Consider the following 14583-nt stretch of genomic DNA (forward strand, 5'->3'; position numbering starts at 1 on the left):
GCGGCTTTTCAAGGTATCTGGTCAGGGAAGACATGTACTTGGCCGGCAGACCCCCGTCTGCCGGCACTTTGACCAGGCTTGGGGCAATCGAGCAACGTCTGCGGGCCAACCGTTGGCCGCATCAGGACTGGATTCTTATGGAACATTTTCCCGAATTCGATGAAATCCATGTGATTTCGGACATTCACATGGGGGGCGACACCCCCGATTTCCAGATTCTCCGGGAAACCGGGCGACTCGCCGGCTATATCGGCTGGGTGGGTCAGCAGTGTCCCGAGGGCCGGGTGGCGCTGGTATTCAATGGCGATGTGTTCGACACCCTGGCTGAGCGTTCCACCGGATACATCGCCATCGAGCGGGCCGTGGAGGTCGTCGGCCGCATCATGGGCGATCCTTCCTTCAGCGGCATCTGGGATGCGCTGGCGCGTTTTGTGGCGCTGGAAGGACGGACACTGGTTTTCGTCATCGGCAACCATGACATCGAGATGTCGTTCACCGGCGTGCAGCGACTGATCCTCAACCGGCTGGCGGGAGACGATCCGCTGAAGCGGGGGCGGATCGAGTTCTCCACCGTGGGCGCCGGCTACAGCTGTACGGTCGGTGGCGCCAGGGTCTACTGCACCCACGGCAACGAGGTGGATGCCTGGAACTACAACCATTACGAGAGTCTGGCCAGGGTTGGGCGGCGCCTGAACGCCGGCCTCGGTTTCGATCTGGCCGAGTGGCGGCCTAATGCCGGAACGCGGATGGTCAAGGAGGTCATGAACGCGGTCAAGGAACGCTACAAATGGATCGATCTGCTAAAGCCGGAAACCCAGGCGGCCGTCGGGACGCTGGTGGTGCTCGATCCTGCCCAGGCGAAGAAGGTTGGCGATCTGCTATCCATCTTCGGAGAAAAGGTGCTCAGCGAAAAGGACATGAACCAGCGCCTTTCCGCCGATGATCCAGTCTCCAGGTCCCCGGATCCGCTCGGTGCCGCCACGCCGGTCCAGGAGCCCTGGCTGGGGCCGAACCTGGGAGCGGCCTCCTCGGTGCAGACGACTGCCGATGTGGATAGCCTGCTGCTTCAGGCCGAAAAAAATCTTGGCAAACCTCTGTCCCAGTTGGCGGAGCAGGATGGCCAGCTGGGAACCGGGCAATTGATCCTGGACCGCCTGACCGGCTGGATGCGCAATATCACCAAGGATGAGGCCCTGCGCCGGGCCTTGAAGGACTGGCTGGCCGACGACAAGAGCTTCGATCTGCAGGATCGGGACGACACCTTCAAGGCGGTTACGGCCAATGTCGGACAGTCCGTCAGTTTTATCGTGACGGGGCACACCCATCTGGAGCGGGCGATCGACATGGGAGGAGGCCGTTACTACTTCAACTGTGGCACCTGGATTCGTCTGTTGCGCTTCAGCCAGGCCGTGCTCAAGGATCAGGCCTCCTTCAAACCCGTCTATGACGTATTGATGGACGGACGGATGGAAACCATCGACAGGGCGACATTCGGAGACGCTTCCTTAGTCATGAACCAGACCAGCGCCGTGTCCATCCGCCAGGAAGGGGGGCAGGTCGTAGGTCGCCTCTACCATGTACTGGGTGACGGTACGGGGACTCCCGAAGAAATCCAGCGATTCGCGAGGCCCTGAACATGCGCGAAGCTTCCGCCATTTCCAGTGTCAAACTGGAGCTGTTACGGAGCGGGCCGGCCCATAACCAGCTGCTTTCCCCTCTGACCTCCTACATTGCGCTGTGCGGTTCCGATGGGCCGGTAACGCTGAACATGCCCTTCGAGCAGCGCCAGTTGCTGAGCCGGTTGCAACGCCTGCGTTATCAGATGGACAGGACGCAGACTTCCGAAGACCAGCGCCAGTCGGAACTGCGTGACCTGGGCGAGGTGATCGGCAAGGTGCTGGGGCTGGTACCCGGCCTGTTGTCCGAGCTGGGCAGTGCCAGTTCCACCAACGGTCGGCTCGTTCATCTGCGGCTGGTGATGTCCGCCTTCGAACTGGGCATGGTGCCTTTCGAAACCGCGATCGCGGCGGAGGGTTTTCCCGGAGCGGGGTCCCCCCTGTTCCTGCAGACGCGCATGCCGATTTGCGTTACGCGTGAATTCCGCCGTGGCCGTCCCCTGCCGATCGAATGGAACCGCGAGCCTCGCATACTCTTTGCCTTTGCGGCTCCGGATGGGTTGTATGTGCCGGCCGAGAGCCATTTGCAAGCCTTGCGGGAAGCCATCGATCCCTGGGTCAGGGTCGAGGAAGACCCCAAGGCCCGCATCGAGGAAGTCAAAAAGCATCTGACGGTGCTGCCCAATGCTTCCCTGGAGCAAATCCGGACGCTCTGCGCCTCGGGTGAGTTCACCCATGTGCACATCCTGGCCCACGGCAAATCCTTCCGGCATTGCGGGGAGGAGCGCTATGGCCTGGCCCTGTGCGCCGAGGGCGGTACGGCTGTCGACGTCGTGGACGGCGAGCGGCTGGCCATCGCCTTGATTGCCAGCGATCCGCTGGGTCACAGCCATCGCCCGACGCTGGTCAGCCTGGCGACCTGCGATTCCGGCAACATCGACTCCCCCCTGACCCCCGGGGGCAGCATCGCCCACGAGCTGCATGCCGCGGGCATTCCCTGGGTCATCGCTTCCCAGTTTCCGCTGTGGATGAAGGCTTCGGCCGTTGCCGTCAGGGAGCTGTATTCCGGACTCCTGAAGGGAGCGGATCCTCGCTGGGTGCTGTATGAACTGCGCCAGCGTCTGCGCACGGATGTTCCGGAAACCCATGACTGGGCCAGCATCGTGGCCTATTCGACCGTATCCAGGGATTTCGAGCAGCAGGTCGGTCAGTTCCGCGACCAGCAGACGCGGCGGCGGATCGAGGTCAAGTTCGACCGGATCGACGAGTTGGTCGGAGCGAACAACGAGTCCGGCATCGAGCGTCCGAGCCTGACGGAGAGGCAGAAGCAGGAGCTGACACCGCTCTCGGCGGCGATCCGTGCGGACCTGGAAAGCTGGCGGGCCGAATCGGGATGCGTGACGCCGGGCAATACGGAAATGGCCTACCGTTTCGGCATCAGTGGCGCCTGCGAAAAGCGCCTGGGCATCGCCTTCAACCAGATAGACGAGTCGGCAGAGCAGCGGGCGTATGAAGCCTGCCGGGATTTTTATTTTCAGGCCTGGAAGCTCGATCCCTGCAACCACTGGGTCATCACCCAGTGTCTGGCGATACGGGCCATCCTGGCGCTGCGGGAAGATGAAGAGGGCCGCCCGACGGACAGGATCGAGCAGGAAGCCAGGCAACTGGCGGCCGACTACGGTGTGATCTGGCAGGCGGTTCGTCAGGTGGTCGACTGGCGCATATGCAACTTGTCGGGACGCGAACAGGCTTATGCGTATAGCACGCAGGCCGAGCTGGATCTGCTGGGGACCGTTTATGCCGGAGCTGCTTCCGGTGAGGCGCTGAAGGGCCAACTGATCTTGAACTGCAAGGCCTTGAGGGAACGGAGCGTGACCAATGCCCAGCCGCTGGTTTCGGCACGTCGCCAGTTCCGGCGTTACCTGCAGGACTGGCCCAGCCCGCTGTGGAATGACCTGGCCAGCGCCGCGCTGGAGCACCTGTCCCAATAAGGGCAGACGCGCGTTCGAAATGGACGTGACGCACGTGCGAGCGGCTCCCGGGCCTTTGCCGACGGACAGTAACGTGCAGGGTCCATAAGCGAGGCAGCCATCCCGCCCGGATCTGCAAAGCCACCGCCCATGAAAAACCGCCTGCCTTGCGGCCGGCGGTTTTTCGTTTTCCGGGCCCTCGAGGGGCCGACCGTCAGGCCGGTGCCGAGGTGCGGATCAGGTGGTCGAAGGCGCCCAGCGAAGCCTTGGCGCCTTCGCCCACGGCGATGACGATCTGCTTGTAGGGCACCGTGGTGACGTCGCCGGCGGCGAACACGCCGGGAACTGTGGTGGTGCCGTGGGCATCGGTGATGATCTCGCCGCGCTCAGTGAGCTCGACGCTGCCCTTCAGCCACTCGCTGTTCGGCAGCAGGCCGATCTGCACGAACACGCCTTCCAGCTCGACGCGGTGCGCCTCGCCGCTGGCGCGGTCCTTGTAGACCAGGCCGTTGACCTTCTGGCCGTCGCCGACCACTTCGGCGATCGGCGCGTTGAGCAGCACGGTGACATTCGGCAGGCTGTGCAGCTTGCGCTGCAGCACCGCGTCGGCACGCAGCTTCTCGCCGTGGGTCAGCAGAGTGACGTGGGCGACGATTCCGGCCAGGTCGATGGCCGCCTCGACGCCGGAGTTGCCACCGCCGATCACCGCCACGCGCTTGCCCTTGAACAGCGGGCCGTCGCAGTGCGGGCAGTAGGCCACGCCCCTGGTGCGGTATTCCTGCTCGCCGGGCACGCCCAGCGCCCGGTAGCGGGCGCCGGTGGCGAGGATCACGGCCTTGGCCTTGAGCGAGGCGCCGGACTCGAACTGCACCTCGTGCAGACCGCCCTTGGCGGCGGCCGGCACCAGCTTGACCGCGCGCTGCAGGTTCATGATGTCGACCTCGTACTGGCGGACGTGCTCTTCCAGGGCGCGGGCGAGTTTCGGGCCTTCGGTCTCCGGCACGGAAATGAAGTTCTCGATGTCCATGGTGTCCAGCACTTGGCCGCCGAAGCGCTCGGCCACCACGCCGGTGCGGATGCCCTTGCGCGCCGCGTAGATGGCCGCCGAGGAGCCGGCCGGGCCGCCGCCGATCACCAGCACGTCGAAGGCCTCCCTGGCATTGAGCTTCTCCGCCTCGCGGGCGCTGGCGCCGGTGTCGAGCTTGGCGAGGATCTGCTCGAGCTCCATGCGGCCCTGGCCGAACGGCTCGCCGTTCAGGTAGATGGTCGGCACGGCCATGATCTGGCGCTTCTCGACCTCGTCCTGGAACAACGCGCCGTCGATGGCGACGTGGCTGATCCGGGGATTGAGCACCGCCATCAGGTTCAGTGCCTGGACGATGTCCGGACAGTTCTGGCAGGACAGCGAGAAGTAGGTCTCGAAGCGGTATTCGCCGTCGAGGGCCTTGATCTGGGCGATGGCTTCCTCGCTGGCCTTGGACGGATAGCCGCCGACCTGCAGCAGGGCCAGCACCAGCGAGGTGAACTCGTGGCCCATGGGGATGCCGGCGAAGCGCAGGGAGATGTCCGCACCTGGGCGCTCGAGGGAGAAGGACGGGACGCGCGCATCCTGACCATCGGTGCGCAGGGTGATCTTGTCGCACAGCCCCTGGATGTCCTGCAGCAGACCGAGCATCTCTTGGGATTTGTCGCTCCCGTCGAGGGTAGCGACGATCTCGAAGGGCAGGGTGACGCGCTCCAGGTAGGCCTGCAGCTGGGTCTTAAGGTTGGCGTCCAACATGGGTTTCGACTCCTCGATGGGGGTGAAGAACTTTGATGGGTGCAACCTTACGATGGGAGGGAGAATTTTTCTAATCGATTGAACTTGTCGGGGTGATTTCGTTTTTCTATCTATGATCGACGGCGATAGGTCGGACGAGCGGCCAGGGCCATCGTGTCATGGACCTTCCGCCCCAAACGGCAGCTGGGTTCGGTACTGCGCATGGGTACAGGCCCACATGAGTGCCGCTTGCCGTTCGCAGCCGGCGCACGTCCGATTCGAGTCACTCAAGGATTGCTAGCGAGCATCTCGCCATTGGTTAGCTCCCCGCTATGGAAAAACGGCACTTTGCGTCCGAACAGGCGTCCGGTCTTGATCTCCCCGCTCACTCGATAGGGGATGGAGTCTTCGGCTTTCTTCAACAGCTTGACGAGGGGCTTCAGGCGCCGCCAGAGGTTGGTCGTGACTGGCACCTCGAGTTCTTGGTGGCTGCGGGCCGAAACGGTAAACGATTGTCTCGATTCACCGTCGCTCACCAGCTCGATATCGCCCAGACGCACCTTGTAGGCTAAACCGTAGACCGATAGCTTGCTCTCGTTAGGGTTGCTGATCCGGAAATGCAGAACAAGATCTTGTTTCAGCAGATCGGCCTTGCTGAGGTCGACTTGGGTCAACTCTACGACAGGAGGCTGGAATACTTCATCTGCCCAGCTTGTGGAGGCTGCAGTGCCGGCAAGGAAAGCCATGAGCCAGAGGCCGAAAGTCCTTGATGTCGGTGCCCGTAAATACATAGATAGGTTCGCTCCCTTACTGCGTATGAGAGTAGCAATCCCTTACTTTCTCGTAAAGATAAATAATAATTATTATCATTTGATTGCTGCTGGATCAGTTTGGCAAGGCAGCGTCAGCCGGTGAATGACCGGCGTCATATTCTGGGCGACTATTGCGACAACAACGTGACCATAGGCCTCGCTCTGAACATGACTTGGTGTCGTCTTGAGGCTTGCCAGCCCAGGACTCCATGTTTTCTACCAAGCCGCCGTCAAACGTCGCGGGCCTTGGTCTTGGTGGCAGGGATGCTGCCTTACCGCCCTTAGCGTTTTTCTCCGCTGCATCCGAGTTGCACGTCGACGATAGCCACATCGTCGATTTCATGAGTACAGCTCATAAGACCATGCGGTTTTTTGGCCTTTATCGATAGCCGGCGCCGTACTTAACATCTCCGGGGAAGAAACCTGTGAGGTGAGTACAGCGATGAATGGATCTTTCTTCGGACGGCCGGGTGCGGCGTGCAACAGTGCCGGCGTGCAGAGCCCAGGCGTGGAAACCGCCGATGCCGCCGCCATTCTTTGGCTTTGCAGCCCGGGCGCAAGTTTTGTGATCGGCCATTTGCGGGCCGTGGATGGCGGCTATACGGCCCAATAAAACGGGCTGCAGCTGCTGTTGCGTCGACACCTTGGCAGGAATCTGTAGATCACCCATGACCGACAAACTCTCTATTGCGCACAAGGTGTTTGCTCACATCGCTCCGGCATTGGCGGATCGCACCGACCAGGTCCTGTTCGGCGATGTCCGGGAGCGGCCGGGGCTTTCGCCGCGCGACCGCAGCCTCATCACCGCGGCGAACCTGGTCGCCATGTCTCGCGCCAGCGAATTGCCTGTTCATCTGAAGGCAGCCCTCGAAAATGGCGTCAGCCGAGAAGAACTGATCGAGGTGATCGCCCATAGCGCGTTTTCGAGGAGGCCGGCGCCTGAAGCAGCAGACGATGCTTCCCACATGATGAATGAGCAGGCGAGCGGCCTGCACGGAGAACACTGATGGATTACCGCTATCTGGGGTGCAGTGCCCTTAAGGTGTCCCCCTTGTGCCTGGGCGCGATGATGTTCGGCGGGGAAACCGACGAGCCTACCTCGAAGCGCATCATCGACAAGGCGTTCGAGCAGGGCGTCAACTTCATCGACACAGCCGATGTCTACCACGCCGGCCGCTCGGAAGAGGTCGTGGGTCGCGCCATCGCCGACCGGCGGGACGCTTGGGTCGTCGCCACCAAGTTCGGCTTCCCGACCCCGACCTCGCAGGGGCCGAACGAGCAGGGCCAGTCCCGCAAGTGGATCTACCAGTCCGTCGAGGCGAGCCTGAGGCAGCTGGGCACCGACTACATCGACATCCTCTATTTTCACCGGGCGCTACCAGGTGTTCCGCTGGAGGAGGGCGTGCGCGCTGTTGGCGATCTGATCCGCCAGGGCAAGGTGCGTTACTTCGGCGTCTCCAACTTCCACGGCTGGCGCATCGCCGAAATCGTGCGTCTCGCCGAGCGGCTCGGCATCGACCGGCCGGTCGCCAGCGAGCCACTCTACAACATCGTCGACCGCACGGCGGAGGTCGAGCAACTGCCTGCTGCCGCGCACTATGGCCTGGGCGTCGTGTCCTATAGCCCGCTGGCGCGCGGTGTGCTCAGCGGCAAATATGCCGTGGATGCCCCTCCGCCGGCCGACAGCCGTGCCGGGCGCGGCGACAAGCGCATGCAGCAGACCGAGTGGCGACCGGCGTCGCTGAAGATCGCGCAAACCATTGCTGCGCATGCGGCCGAGCGGGGCACCACCGCGACGGCCTTCGCACTGGCATGGGTGCTGAAGAGCCGGCTCGTCAGTTCCACCATCGTTGGTCCGCGCACGGAGGCGCACTGGGACAGCTATGTCGACGCCTTGAGCTTCGAACCCGGCCCGGATGACGAAAGGCTCGTCGACAGTCTGGTGCCGCCGGGCCACGTTTCCACGCATGGGTACACCGATCCCGGATATCCCGTCGAGGGCAGGCCGACGGCTTGATGGGTCTCGATTGACGCGCCGCCGAATCTGCTGGAGCGAAGACCAGCGAAGAAGCGATTCTGGCCGCGTCCCTCGATCCGGCTTCAGCCCAGATCGCAGGGTGAACCCGGTCCCTGCCGACGATCGGGGGCTTACAAGAGCGTCGCCAGCACCCCGGCAAAGGCGCGGGCCGTGCGTTCCTCGTCCGCATGATGGCCCTCGCGCACCACCCAGCGTCCGGCGACCATCATATCGCGGACCTGGCGGTCGCCGCCGGCGAACAGCCAGCGGTTGAGGATCTGGTCGCCTTCGGCATTGGCCAGATAGGGATCGGCGCCGTCCAGCACCAGCAGGTCGGCGCGCCGGCCGACCTCCAGCGCACCGACCGGCTGCCCCAGGGCTTGGGCGCCTCCGCTCAGCGCGCTCTGGTAGAGCGCGGCGCCGACCGCCGGTCGGCCAGCCTGGACGAGGCGGTTGCGCCGCCGGTCGCGCAGGCGCTGGCCGTATTCGAGCCAGCGCAGTTCCTCTACCACGCTGACCGAGACCTGGCTGTCCGAGCCGATGCCGAGATGTCCGCCCTGAGCCAGATGGTCCGTGGCCGGGAACAGACCGTCGCCGAGGTTGGCCTCGGTCGTCGGGCAGAGGCCGGCGACCGCGCCGCTTTCGGCCAGCCGGGCGAGTTCGTCCGGCTGCGCCTGGGTGGCGTGCACCAGGCACCAGCGCTGGTCGACCGGACAATGCTCGAACAGCCACTGCAAGGGCCGCCGGCCGCTCCAGGCCAGGCAGTCGTCGACTTCCTTCTGCTGTTCGGCGATATGCAGGTGGATGGGGCCATCGATGGGCGAGGCGGCCAGCACCCGCGCGATCTGCCCGGGCGTTACTGCGCGCAGGGAATGAAAGCCCAGCCCCAGGTGCTGCCCGGCCGGCTCCAGAGCCGGCCGCAGGCGTGCCAGCAGGTCGAGATAGCCGTCCGTATCGAGGATGAAACGCTGCTGTCCCGCGCCCGGCGGCAGGCCGCCGAAGCCGGCATGGCTGTAGAGTGCGGGTACCAGGGTCAGGCCGATGCCGGCCTCGCGGGCGGCGCGGGCGAGGCGCAGGGACAGCTCGGCGGGGTCGGCGTAGGGCCGGCCGTTGCGGTCTAGGTGCAGGTAGTGGAACTCCGCGATGCTGCTGTAGCCGGCCTTGAGCAGCTCGATGTAGAGCTGACGGGCGATGGTTTCGAACTGCTCCGGATCGAGCCGGGCGACCAGCCGGTACATCCGCTCGCGCCAGTTCCAGAAGCTGTCCTCGGTGCTGACGGCGACCTCGGTCAGTCCGGCCATGGCGCGCTGGAAGGCGTGGGAGTGCAGGTTCGGCATGCCGGGCAGCAGCGGCCCGAGCAGGCGTTCGGCACCCTCGGCGCGGGCACCGGGCTCGATCCGCCCGAGCAGGCCGGCGGCGTCGATTTCCAGGCGCACGTCGCGCGCCCAGCCGCCCGGCAGCAGGGCGCGTTCGGCGAACAGGGTGATGGTCATGGTGGCCTCGCAGCGTTCAGGAGTAAAGACGGGCGCAGGGCACCCAGCGTTCGAAGGCGCCGCCCTCGACCCAGACCCGTGCGGTGGTGATGTCCGGGGCGAAGTAGCGGTCCTGCTCGTAGTGCGCGACCCCGCTGCGGATCAGTGCCATGACCTCGCCCAGCTGCGGCGAGGTGGCGAGCGGTGCGTGGAAGTCCACGCCCTGGGCGGCGGCCAGCAACTCGATGGCGACCACCGCCGAGGCGTTGCCGGCCATGTCCTGCAGGCGGCGGGCGGCGAAGGTGGCCATGGAAACGTGATCCTCCTGGCCGGCCGAGGTCGGCAGGCTGTCTACCGAGGCGGGGTGGGCCAGGCTCTTGTTCTCCGAGGCTAGGGAGGCCGCCGTGACCTGAGCGATCATGAAGCCGGAGTTCAGCCCGCCGTCCCTGACCAGAAAGGCCGGCAGGCCGGACAGCGCCGGGTCGACCAGCAGAGCGGTGCGCCGCTCGGAGAGCGCACCGATCTCGGCGATGGCCAGGGCCAGCACGTCGGCAGCCATGGCCACCGGCTCGGCGTGGAAGTTGCCGCCGGAGAGCACTTGGGCATCGCTGGCGAACACCAGCGGATTGTCCGACACCGCGTTGGCCTCGCGCAGGAAGACCCCGGCGGCGAAGCGCAGGTGATCCAGGCAGGCGCCCATCACCTGCGGTTGGCAGCGCAGCGAGTAGGGGTCCTGGACCCGCTTGCAGTGGACGTGGGAGCGGTTGATCGCGCTGTCGTGGAGCAGCTCGCGGTACAGCGCGGCCACCGCGATCTGTCCCGGTTGGCCGCGCACTGCCTGGATGCGCGCATCGAAGGGCACGAAGGAGCCCTTCAGCGCCTCGACGCTCAGGCTGCCGGCGATCACCGCGGCGCCGAACAGCCGTTCCGCGGCGAACAGCCCGCGCAGTGCCAGGGCGGTGGACACCTGGGTGCCGTTGAGCAGCGCCAGGCCCTCCTTGGGGCCGAGGGTCAGGGGGGTGAGGCCGGCGATGGCCAGCCCTTCGGTGGCCTCCAGCACCCGGCCTGCGTGGCGCACCTGGCCGACCCCGAGCAGCGTCGCCGCCAGATGGGCCAGCGGGGCGAGATCGCCGGAGGCGCCCACCGAGCCCTGGGAGGGAATGCACGGATAGACCTGCGTCGCATAGAGCTTGAGCAGCGCTTCGATCACTGCCCAGCCAACCCCCGAGTAGCCGCGCGCCAGGGAGGCGATCTTCAGTGCCAGGATCAGCCCGACGCTGGCGTCGTCCAGCAGCGGGCCGGTACCGGTGCAGTGGGAGAGCACCAGGTTGCGCTGCAGAGCGGCGAGGGAGTCGGCCGGGATCGAGGTGCGCGCCAGCAGGCCGAAGCCGGTGTTGATGCCGTATACGGTGCGCTGGCTGGCGAGAACCGCCGCGACGCTGCGCGCGCTGGCTTCGACCTCGGCCCGGCAGGCTGGATCGAGGTCGATCGCCGGGCAATCCCAGTAGAGGGCGCGCAGGGTGTCCAGATCGAGCTGGCCGGGACGGAGGAGCAGGGTGGAAGGCATGGGAGCATCCTGCAGAGGGACTGTCTCTATATAGATAGGCAAAAAGCCGCCGTGTTGTCGAAGACCATCTCACCGGAGCAAACCGGATAGCGCGTGGCGGCCCGGATAATTTTCTATAAATCGGAAGTTATCTGTCGGGGCGAGTCTGGCTGCCGGCCATGCCTGGTCACGACGCGAAAGTGCTACGAAATGCCGTCGGGCAGTGCGGATCGACGGGACTGCGTGGAGTGGGGGAGTGCGGCCGGGCGTGGGCTTGAGAGCGCGGGAACGCAAAGCAGGGGAAAGGTGGGCAGAAAAAAGCCCACCAAGACAGCAGTGGGCTTTATCACACGATGGTGCTGATCCTTCAGCTGGGGGTAATGCTGCGCCAACAACGATGAAATTTCTATGAAAAAAAGCGTGAAAAATCTTTCTCTTGCGGGGTTCCGACAAGCGGCAATTCCGGCCTACGGCCCGCGCCATTCCCACGGTGGCAGCGGCTCGGCATCCTGCCACAGACCGGTGCGTCTAGCTCGCGCCTCGTGTGCCTCGAAGCGGTAGCGCTCGCGCTCCTGCTCGGTCTGCGGCGCCTGCTCGCCGAGCCACCAGGCCATGCCGGCGGCGAGCTGGGCGGCGCCGGCATCGAGGGTATGCCCGCAGGCAGGGCAGTCCGGCGGGCTCACCCAGACGCTGCCGAGAATCCGCCCGTCTCGATCGTGCTGCTCCCAGCGGACGGTCACCGGCCGCTCAAGGAGCAGCGTGGCCAGATTCTGCCGAGCGTGCTGGCCGAATGGTTGCCCATTCTCCGGCGCGTCGATGGCCTGGAGGCGAATTCGCTCCAGGCGATGGTCGGCGGTCAGGCAGGCGAAGCTGTCGCCGTCGGCGACCTCGATCACCCAGCAGGACAACTCGGCAGCAGCGCCCAACGGAGTCGCCAAGGATAGCAGCAGAGCGGTGATAGGGCTGGAGGGCATGGTAGTTCCTTTCGGGTCATGGGGTAGGTCGAGTGCACCGGATGCCTTGCTGGACTAACTGGTCAACGCCCTGTTTGGGCTTAAATCGCTAAGTTTTCCATAAATCGGAAATTATCTGCGCCCCATGCCAACTTCAAAAGGTATATAGCGGACGAGCATGCATGCTCAATGCGAGCTGCCGAGAGGTACTTTGTTTAATATTTTCCTGAAATCGGAAATATATAAGTATAGACTCTTCTACCATAAAAACGACCGAGCGATCCCATCGCTCAGCACCTCGCTCTCGAAGACGATCTCCACGTCGGCGGGGTCCTGCTGTCCCCGAACACGCCGATGGCCAGGAAGTAGCCGGCGCCCAGCCGATATAGTCCATGAATGGACAGACGGGATAGTGCTAATCCCTTGGCTCCATCCACTGCGTTACCATTGCGCGGGTATGACCACCCAAGGCTATCCGCCTTGCGCGCAACGGGGGATCGAAATGCTCGGAAAAGCTGCCGGTGAAGTGTTGGGAAGCGGGATTTCCGCCCTGGCCAGGGATGCTGCGAATGAGAAGGGGAGGCTCGGCGAGGTGTTTCGGAGGATCGCCAGTCACCCGGTCAAAGTGCTTGCCTCCTTCATCGCCGCGCCGATCCTGATCGTCCGGGTCGCCTTTCTGGTGAAGAATCCCAAGCGGCGAGCCATCGCGATCCTCGGCCTGCTGCTCTCCGTGCTGCTCTCATACGGGGCGGCCACCTTTCTCGGCACCTTGGTCGGCGCGACCTTCATCGCCTCGCACATCGGCCTGCTGGCAGGCATAGGATTTCTGTTCGGCACCACCCTGAGCGTCTATCTGAGCGTGATTTTCTCGATCGTCGTGTTCCATGCGGTGTCCTTCGTCTTTCTCAAGGTCAGTGCGCAGGAGGTTCTCGATTATCTGCACGAGATTTCGAGCTGAGCCATCTGCAAGGTATAAGGCCGGCCGTTGCGCCACATCCGATGATGAAAAGGGGATATATACCGTGAAGGCTTTATTGGCCCTGTTGTCCAACGGGAGGGTATTCGCCATTATCTGGTGGGCGAAGAGTGTGTTGGCCAAGATGAGCCGAGCAAGGCCTTGGCGCTGGGTACATGGTGGCGAGCTTGTTATGGGATGGAGAATCCTGAAAGAGTGACAGAGTAATTTGCATCGGCCCTGAAAAGGCTGGCAAATAGACGGTCTTCTTGGTCGCCCATGATATGAGCAAACTATCATTTCTGGCCTGTTGTACAAAGCCTGACGGCCATTTGCATCGATCGTCGTCTACTCTTCTCCAGAGCGTTCCGCTGCACGACTAGGGAAGTAAAAGGAGTAAAAGAGCAATGATGCTTAAAGACTTGGCCGCCCGCTCTGCGAGTTTCAATATGCGTCTGCATAGCCTGCAGGGCATTTCAATGTTGGATTGGGGAAGAATGAAAATTCCTGAAGAAGACCGGCCGGCACTTCTTCGGCAAATGCATCGCGATTCCGTTGTCTGGCTTTATGGCTATATTGCCGCACTGGCGGACAGAAAATTTGTCGATAGGGGAGATGCCGAGCGGATGCAGTGCGAGCTTTTATATCTGCATGAGAAGCACTCTTCTGTTGCCAACTCCTGATGGCGTCCTGAACCCCGGGACTGCCCGGGGTTTTAAACACCGGCGCGCGACTCGCATTCAACTGGCGGGGACTCGGATGCTTCCCGCTCTGCAAATCGTTGGGCTGGGTCCCGACTACTACCACCGGTGCTGGGACTGCCGCCGGTTCCCGATCTCCCCGGATGCGCCCCGCGCCTTCAGGATGGCTCGGGGGTGCCGGCCGTCGGCACGCAGAGGCGGGCAAGGCGGCCGTCGCGACGGCGAATATCGTGGATTTCCGTTTCCACGCCATAGGTCCGGCGCAGGTAGTCCTCACTGACGACTTCGTCCGGCCTGCCGATGCGCCAGTGCTTTTCCCGGTCCACTGCCAGCACCCGCGAAGCGTGGAGCAGAGCGTGGTCGGGATGGTGGGTGGTGAGGACGATGCCCATGCGACCGGCGTCGGCGATCCGCCGGACGTGGGCCATGACCTTGAGCTGGTTGCCGTAGTCCAGGTTCGAGGTCGGCTCGTCGTAACCGCTCCATAAACCCTACCTTCGAAACCGCGCCCTGAGATCTGATGCTGAGCTCCCGATTCCTTCTGGAACTTGCCCCGCATGATGCGTCCCGCCCCCAACGTCAAAGCTGTTTACCTCTACCCCAAGCCGGTCGATTTCCGTAAATCCATCAATGGCTTGGCAGCCCTGGTCGAGTTGGATATCAAGGTCGCGGTGTTCGACCCTGTGTTGTTCGTCTTCCTCAATCGCACACGCAACCAAGTGAAAATTCTGTACTGGCATCGCAACGGCTTCTGTCTGTGGCTCAAGCGCCTGGAGGCCGAG

14 protein-coding genes are annotated in these 14583 nt (G+C 63.6%); 7 read left to right on the plus strand and 7 right to left on the minus strand.

From position 1 onward, the window contains the following. The first annotated feature begins 137 nt into the window (after window positions 1–137). Together BMY22_RS16785 and BMY22_RS16790 are read left to right on the plus strand one after the other, a co-directional pair. On the plus strand, window positions 138–1634 hold the full coding sequence (locus BMY22_RS16785) for a metallophosphoesterase (protein WP_090623982.1): 1497 nt from the start codon (window positions 138–140) through the stop codon (window positions 1632–1634). 2 nt (window positions 1635–1636) lie between these two features. After that, the gene (locus BMY22_RS16790) at window positions 1637–3607 is read left to right on the plus strand and encodes a CHAT domain-containing protein (protein ID WP_090623984.1); all 1971 of its coding nucleotides are present in this window, start codon (window positions 1637–1639) and stop codon (window positions 3605–3607) included. A 193-nt stretch (window positions 3608–3800) separates the two neighbouring features. Here the strand turns inward: BMY22_RS16790 and ahpF are convergent, their stop codons facing one another. The 3 genes from ahpF to BMY22_RS24450 all read right to left on the minus strand — a co-directional run bounded on the left by ahpF (window position 3801) and on the right by BMY22_RS24450 (window position 6827). Beyond that, window positions 3801–5366 carry an alkyl hydroperoxide reductase subunit F gene (gene ahpF / locus BMY22_RS16795; protein WP_090623986.1) on the minus strand — a complete coding sequence of 522 codons (1566 nt, stop codon included), beginning with the start codon at window positions 5364–5366 and terminating at the stop codon, window positions 3801–3803. Between the two features lie 266 nt (window positions 5367–5632). Continuing rightward, window positions 5633–6091, minus strand: coding sequence for an LEA/WHy family protein (locus BMY22_RS16800; protein ID WP_244158895.1), 459 nt, complete (start codon window positions 6089–6091; stop codon window positions 5633–5635). Window positions 6092–6536: 445 nt separating this feature from the next. Beyond that, window positions 6537–6827: a hypothetical protein gene (locus BMY22_RS24450; protein ID WP_167363753.1), complete on the minus strand. Its 291-nt coding sequence runs from the start codon at window positions 6825–6827 to the stop codon at window positions 6537–6539. Between BMY22_RS24450 and BMY22_RS16805 the strand changes: the two genes are divergently transcribed. After that, on the plus strand, window positions 6826–7164 hold the full coding sequence (locus BMY22_RS16805) for a carboxymuconolactone decarboxylase family protein (protein WP_090623990.1): 339 nt from the start codon (window positions 6826–6828) through the stop codon (window positions 7162–7164). The genes BMY22_RS24450 and BMY22_RS16805 overlap by 2 nt on opposite strands. Further along, the gene (locus tag BMY22_RS16810) at window positions 7164–8174 is read left to right on the plus strand and encodes an aldo/keto reductase (protein WP_090623992.1); all 1011 of its coding nucleotides are present in this window, start codon (window positions 7164–7166) and stop codon (window positions 8172–8174) included. Before BMY22_RS16805 ends, BMY22_RS16810 begins: the two co-directional genes overlap by 1 nt. A gap of 131 nt (window positions 8175–8305) precedes the next feature. On the opposite strand, the gene BMY22_RS16815 is transcribed toward BMY22_RS16810, so the two are convergent. The 3 genes from BMY22_RS16815 to BMY22_RS16825 all read right to left on the minus strand — a co-directional run bounded on the left by BMY22_RS16815 (window position 8306) and on the right by BMY22_RS16825 (window position 12166). After that, window positions 8306–9667, minus strand: coding sequence for a formimidoylglutamate deiminase (locus BMY22_RS16815; RefSeq protein WP_090623994.1), 1362 nt, complete (start codon window positions 9665–9667; stop codon window positions 8306–8308). A gap of 16 nt (window positions 9668–9683) precedes the next feature. Continuing rightward, window positions 9684–11213 (minus strand): histidine ammonia-lyase, encoded by a 1530-nt coding sequence (gene hutH, locus BMY22_RS16820; RefSeq protein WP_090623996.1) that lies wholly within the window; start codon window positions 11211–11213, stop codon window positions 9684–9686. Window positions 11214–11659: 446 nt separating this feature from the next. Continuing rightward, complete coding sequence (locus BMY22_RS16825) at window positions 11660–12166, minus strand: thermonuclease family protein (RefSeq protein ID WP_090623998.1); 507 nt, start codon at window positions 12164–12166, stop codon at window positions 11660–11662. Between the two features lie 436 nt (window positions 12167–12602). Between BMY22_RS16825 and BMY22_RS16830 the strand changes: the two genes are divergently transcribed. After that, window positions 12603–13103, plus strand: a complete 501-nt coding sequence (locus BMY22_RS16830; protein WP_244158896.1) for a hypothetical protein — start codon at window positions 12603–12605, stop codon at window positions 13101–13103. A 404-nt stretch (window positions 13104–13507) separates the two neighbouring features. Beyond that, window positions 13508–13783 (plus strand): hypothetical protein, encoded by a 276-nt coding sequence (locus tag BMY22_RS16835; protein WP_090624002.1) that lies wholly within the window; start codon window positions 13508–13510, stop codon window positions 13781–13783. A gap of 176 nt (window positions 13784–13959) precedes the next feature. Here the strand turns inward: BMY22_RS16835 and BMY22_RS16840 are convergent, their stop codons facing one another. After that, on the minus strand, window positions 13960–14229 hold the full coding sequence (locus tag BMY22_RS16840; protein WP_244158897.1) for an ATP-binding cassette domain-containing protein: 270 nt from the start codon (window positions 14227–14229) through the stop codon (window positions 13960–13962). Between the two features lie 129 nt (window positions 14230–14358). Here BMY22_RS16840 and tnpB point away from each other — a divergent pair. Further along, a partial coding sequence (gene tnpB, locus BMY22_RS16845; RefSeq protein WP_244158833.1) for an IS66 family insertion sequence element accessory protein TnpB occupies window positions 14359–14583 on the plus strand: 225 nt, incomplete at its 3' end.

Origin of the sequence: Azotobacter beijerinckii (assembly GCF_900110885.1) — a bacterium.
GTDB classification, from domain to species: domain Bacteria; phylum Pseudomonadota; class Gammaproteobacteria; order Pseudomonadales; family Pseudomonadaceae; genus Azotobacter; species Azotobacter beijerinckii.

Excerpts from the sequence above, each read along its gene's own strand:
- BMY22_RS16815 (WP_090623994.1), bottom strand. The coding sequence starts at position 9,667 with ATGACCATCACCCTGTTCGCCGAACGCGCCCTGCTGCCGGGCGGCTGG.
- BMY22_RS16825 (WP_090623998.1), bottom strand. The coding sequence starts at position 12,166 with ATGCCCTCCAGCCCTATCACCGCTCTGCTGCTATCCTTGGCGACTCCG.
- BMY22_RS16840 (WP_244158897.1), bottom strand. The coding sequence starts at position 14,229 with ATGGCCCACGTCCGGCGGATCGCCGACGCCGGTCGCATGGGCATCGTC.
- BMY22_RS16785 (WP_090623982.1), top strand. The coding sequence starts at position 138 with ATGGAACATTTTCCCGAATTCGATGAAATCCATGTGATTTCGGACATT.
- BMY22_RS16835 (WP_090624002.1), top strand. The coding sequence starts at position 13,508 with ATGATGCTTAAAGACTTGGCCGCCCGCTCTGCGAGTTTCAATATGCGT.
- BMY22_RS16810 (WP_090623992.1), top strand. The coding sequence starts at position 7,164 with ATGGATTACCGCTATCTGGGGTGCAGTGCCCTTAAGGTGTCCCCCTTG.
- BMY22_RS24450 (WP_167363753.1), bottom strand. The coding sequence starts at position 6,827 with ATGGGTGATCTACAGATTCCTGCCAAGGTGTCGACGCAACAGCAGCTG.
- BMY22_RS16800 (WP_244158895.1), bottom strand. The coding sequence starts at position 6,091 with ATGGCTTTCCTTGCCGGCACTGCAGCCTCCACAAGCTGGGCAGATGAA.
- BMY22_RS16790 (WP_090623984.1), top strand. The coding sequence starts at position 1,637 with ATGCGCGAAGCTTCCGCCATTTCCAGTGTCAAACTGGAGCTGTTACGG.
- BMY22_RS16830 (WP_244158896.1), top strand. The coding sequence starts at position 12,603 with ATGACCACCCAAGGCTATCCGCCTTGCGCGCAACGGGGGATCGAAATG.
- BMY22_RS16805 (WP_090623990.1), top strand. The coding sequence starts at position 6,826 with ATGACCGACAAACTCTCTATTGCGCACAAGGTGTTTGCTCACATCGCT.
- hutH (WP_090623996.1), bottom strand. The coding sequence starts at position 11,213 with ATGCCTTCCACCCTGCTCCTCCGTCCCGGCCAGCTCGATCTGGACACC.
- ahpF (WP_090623986.1), bottom strand. The coding sequence starts at position 5,366 with ATGTTGGACGCCAACCTTAAGACCCAGCTGCAGGCCTACCTGGAGCGC.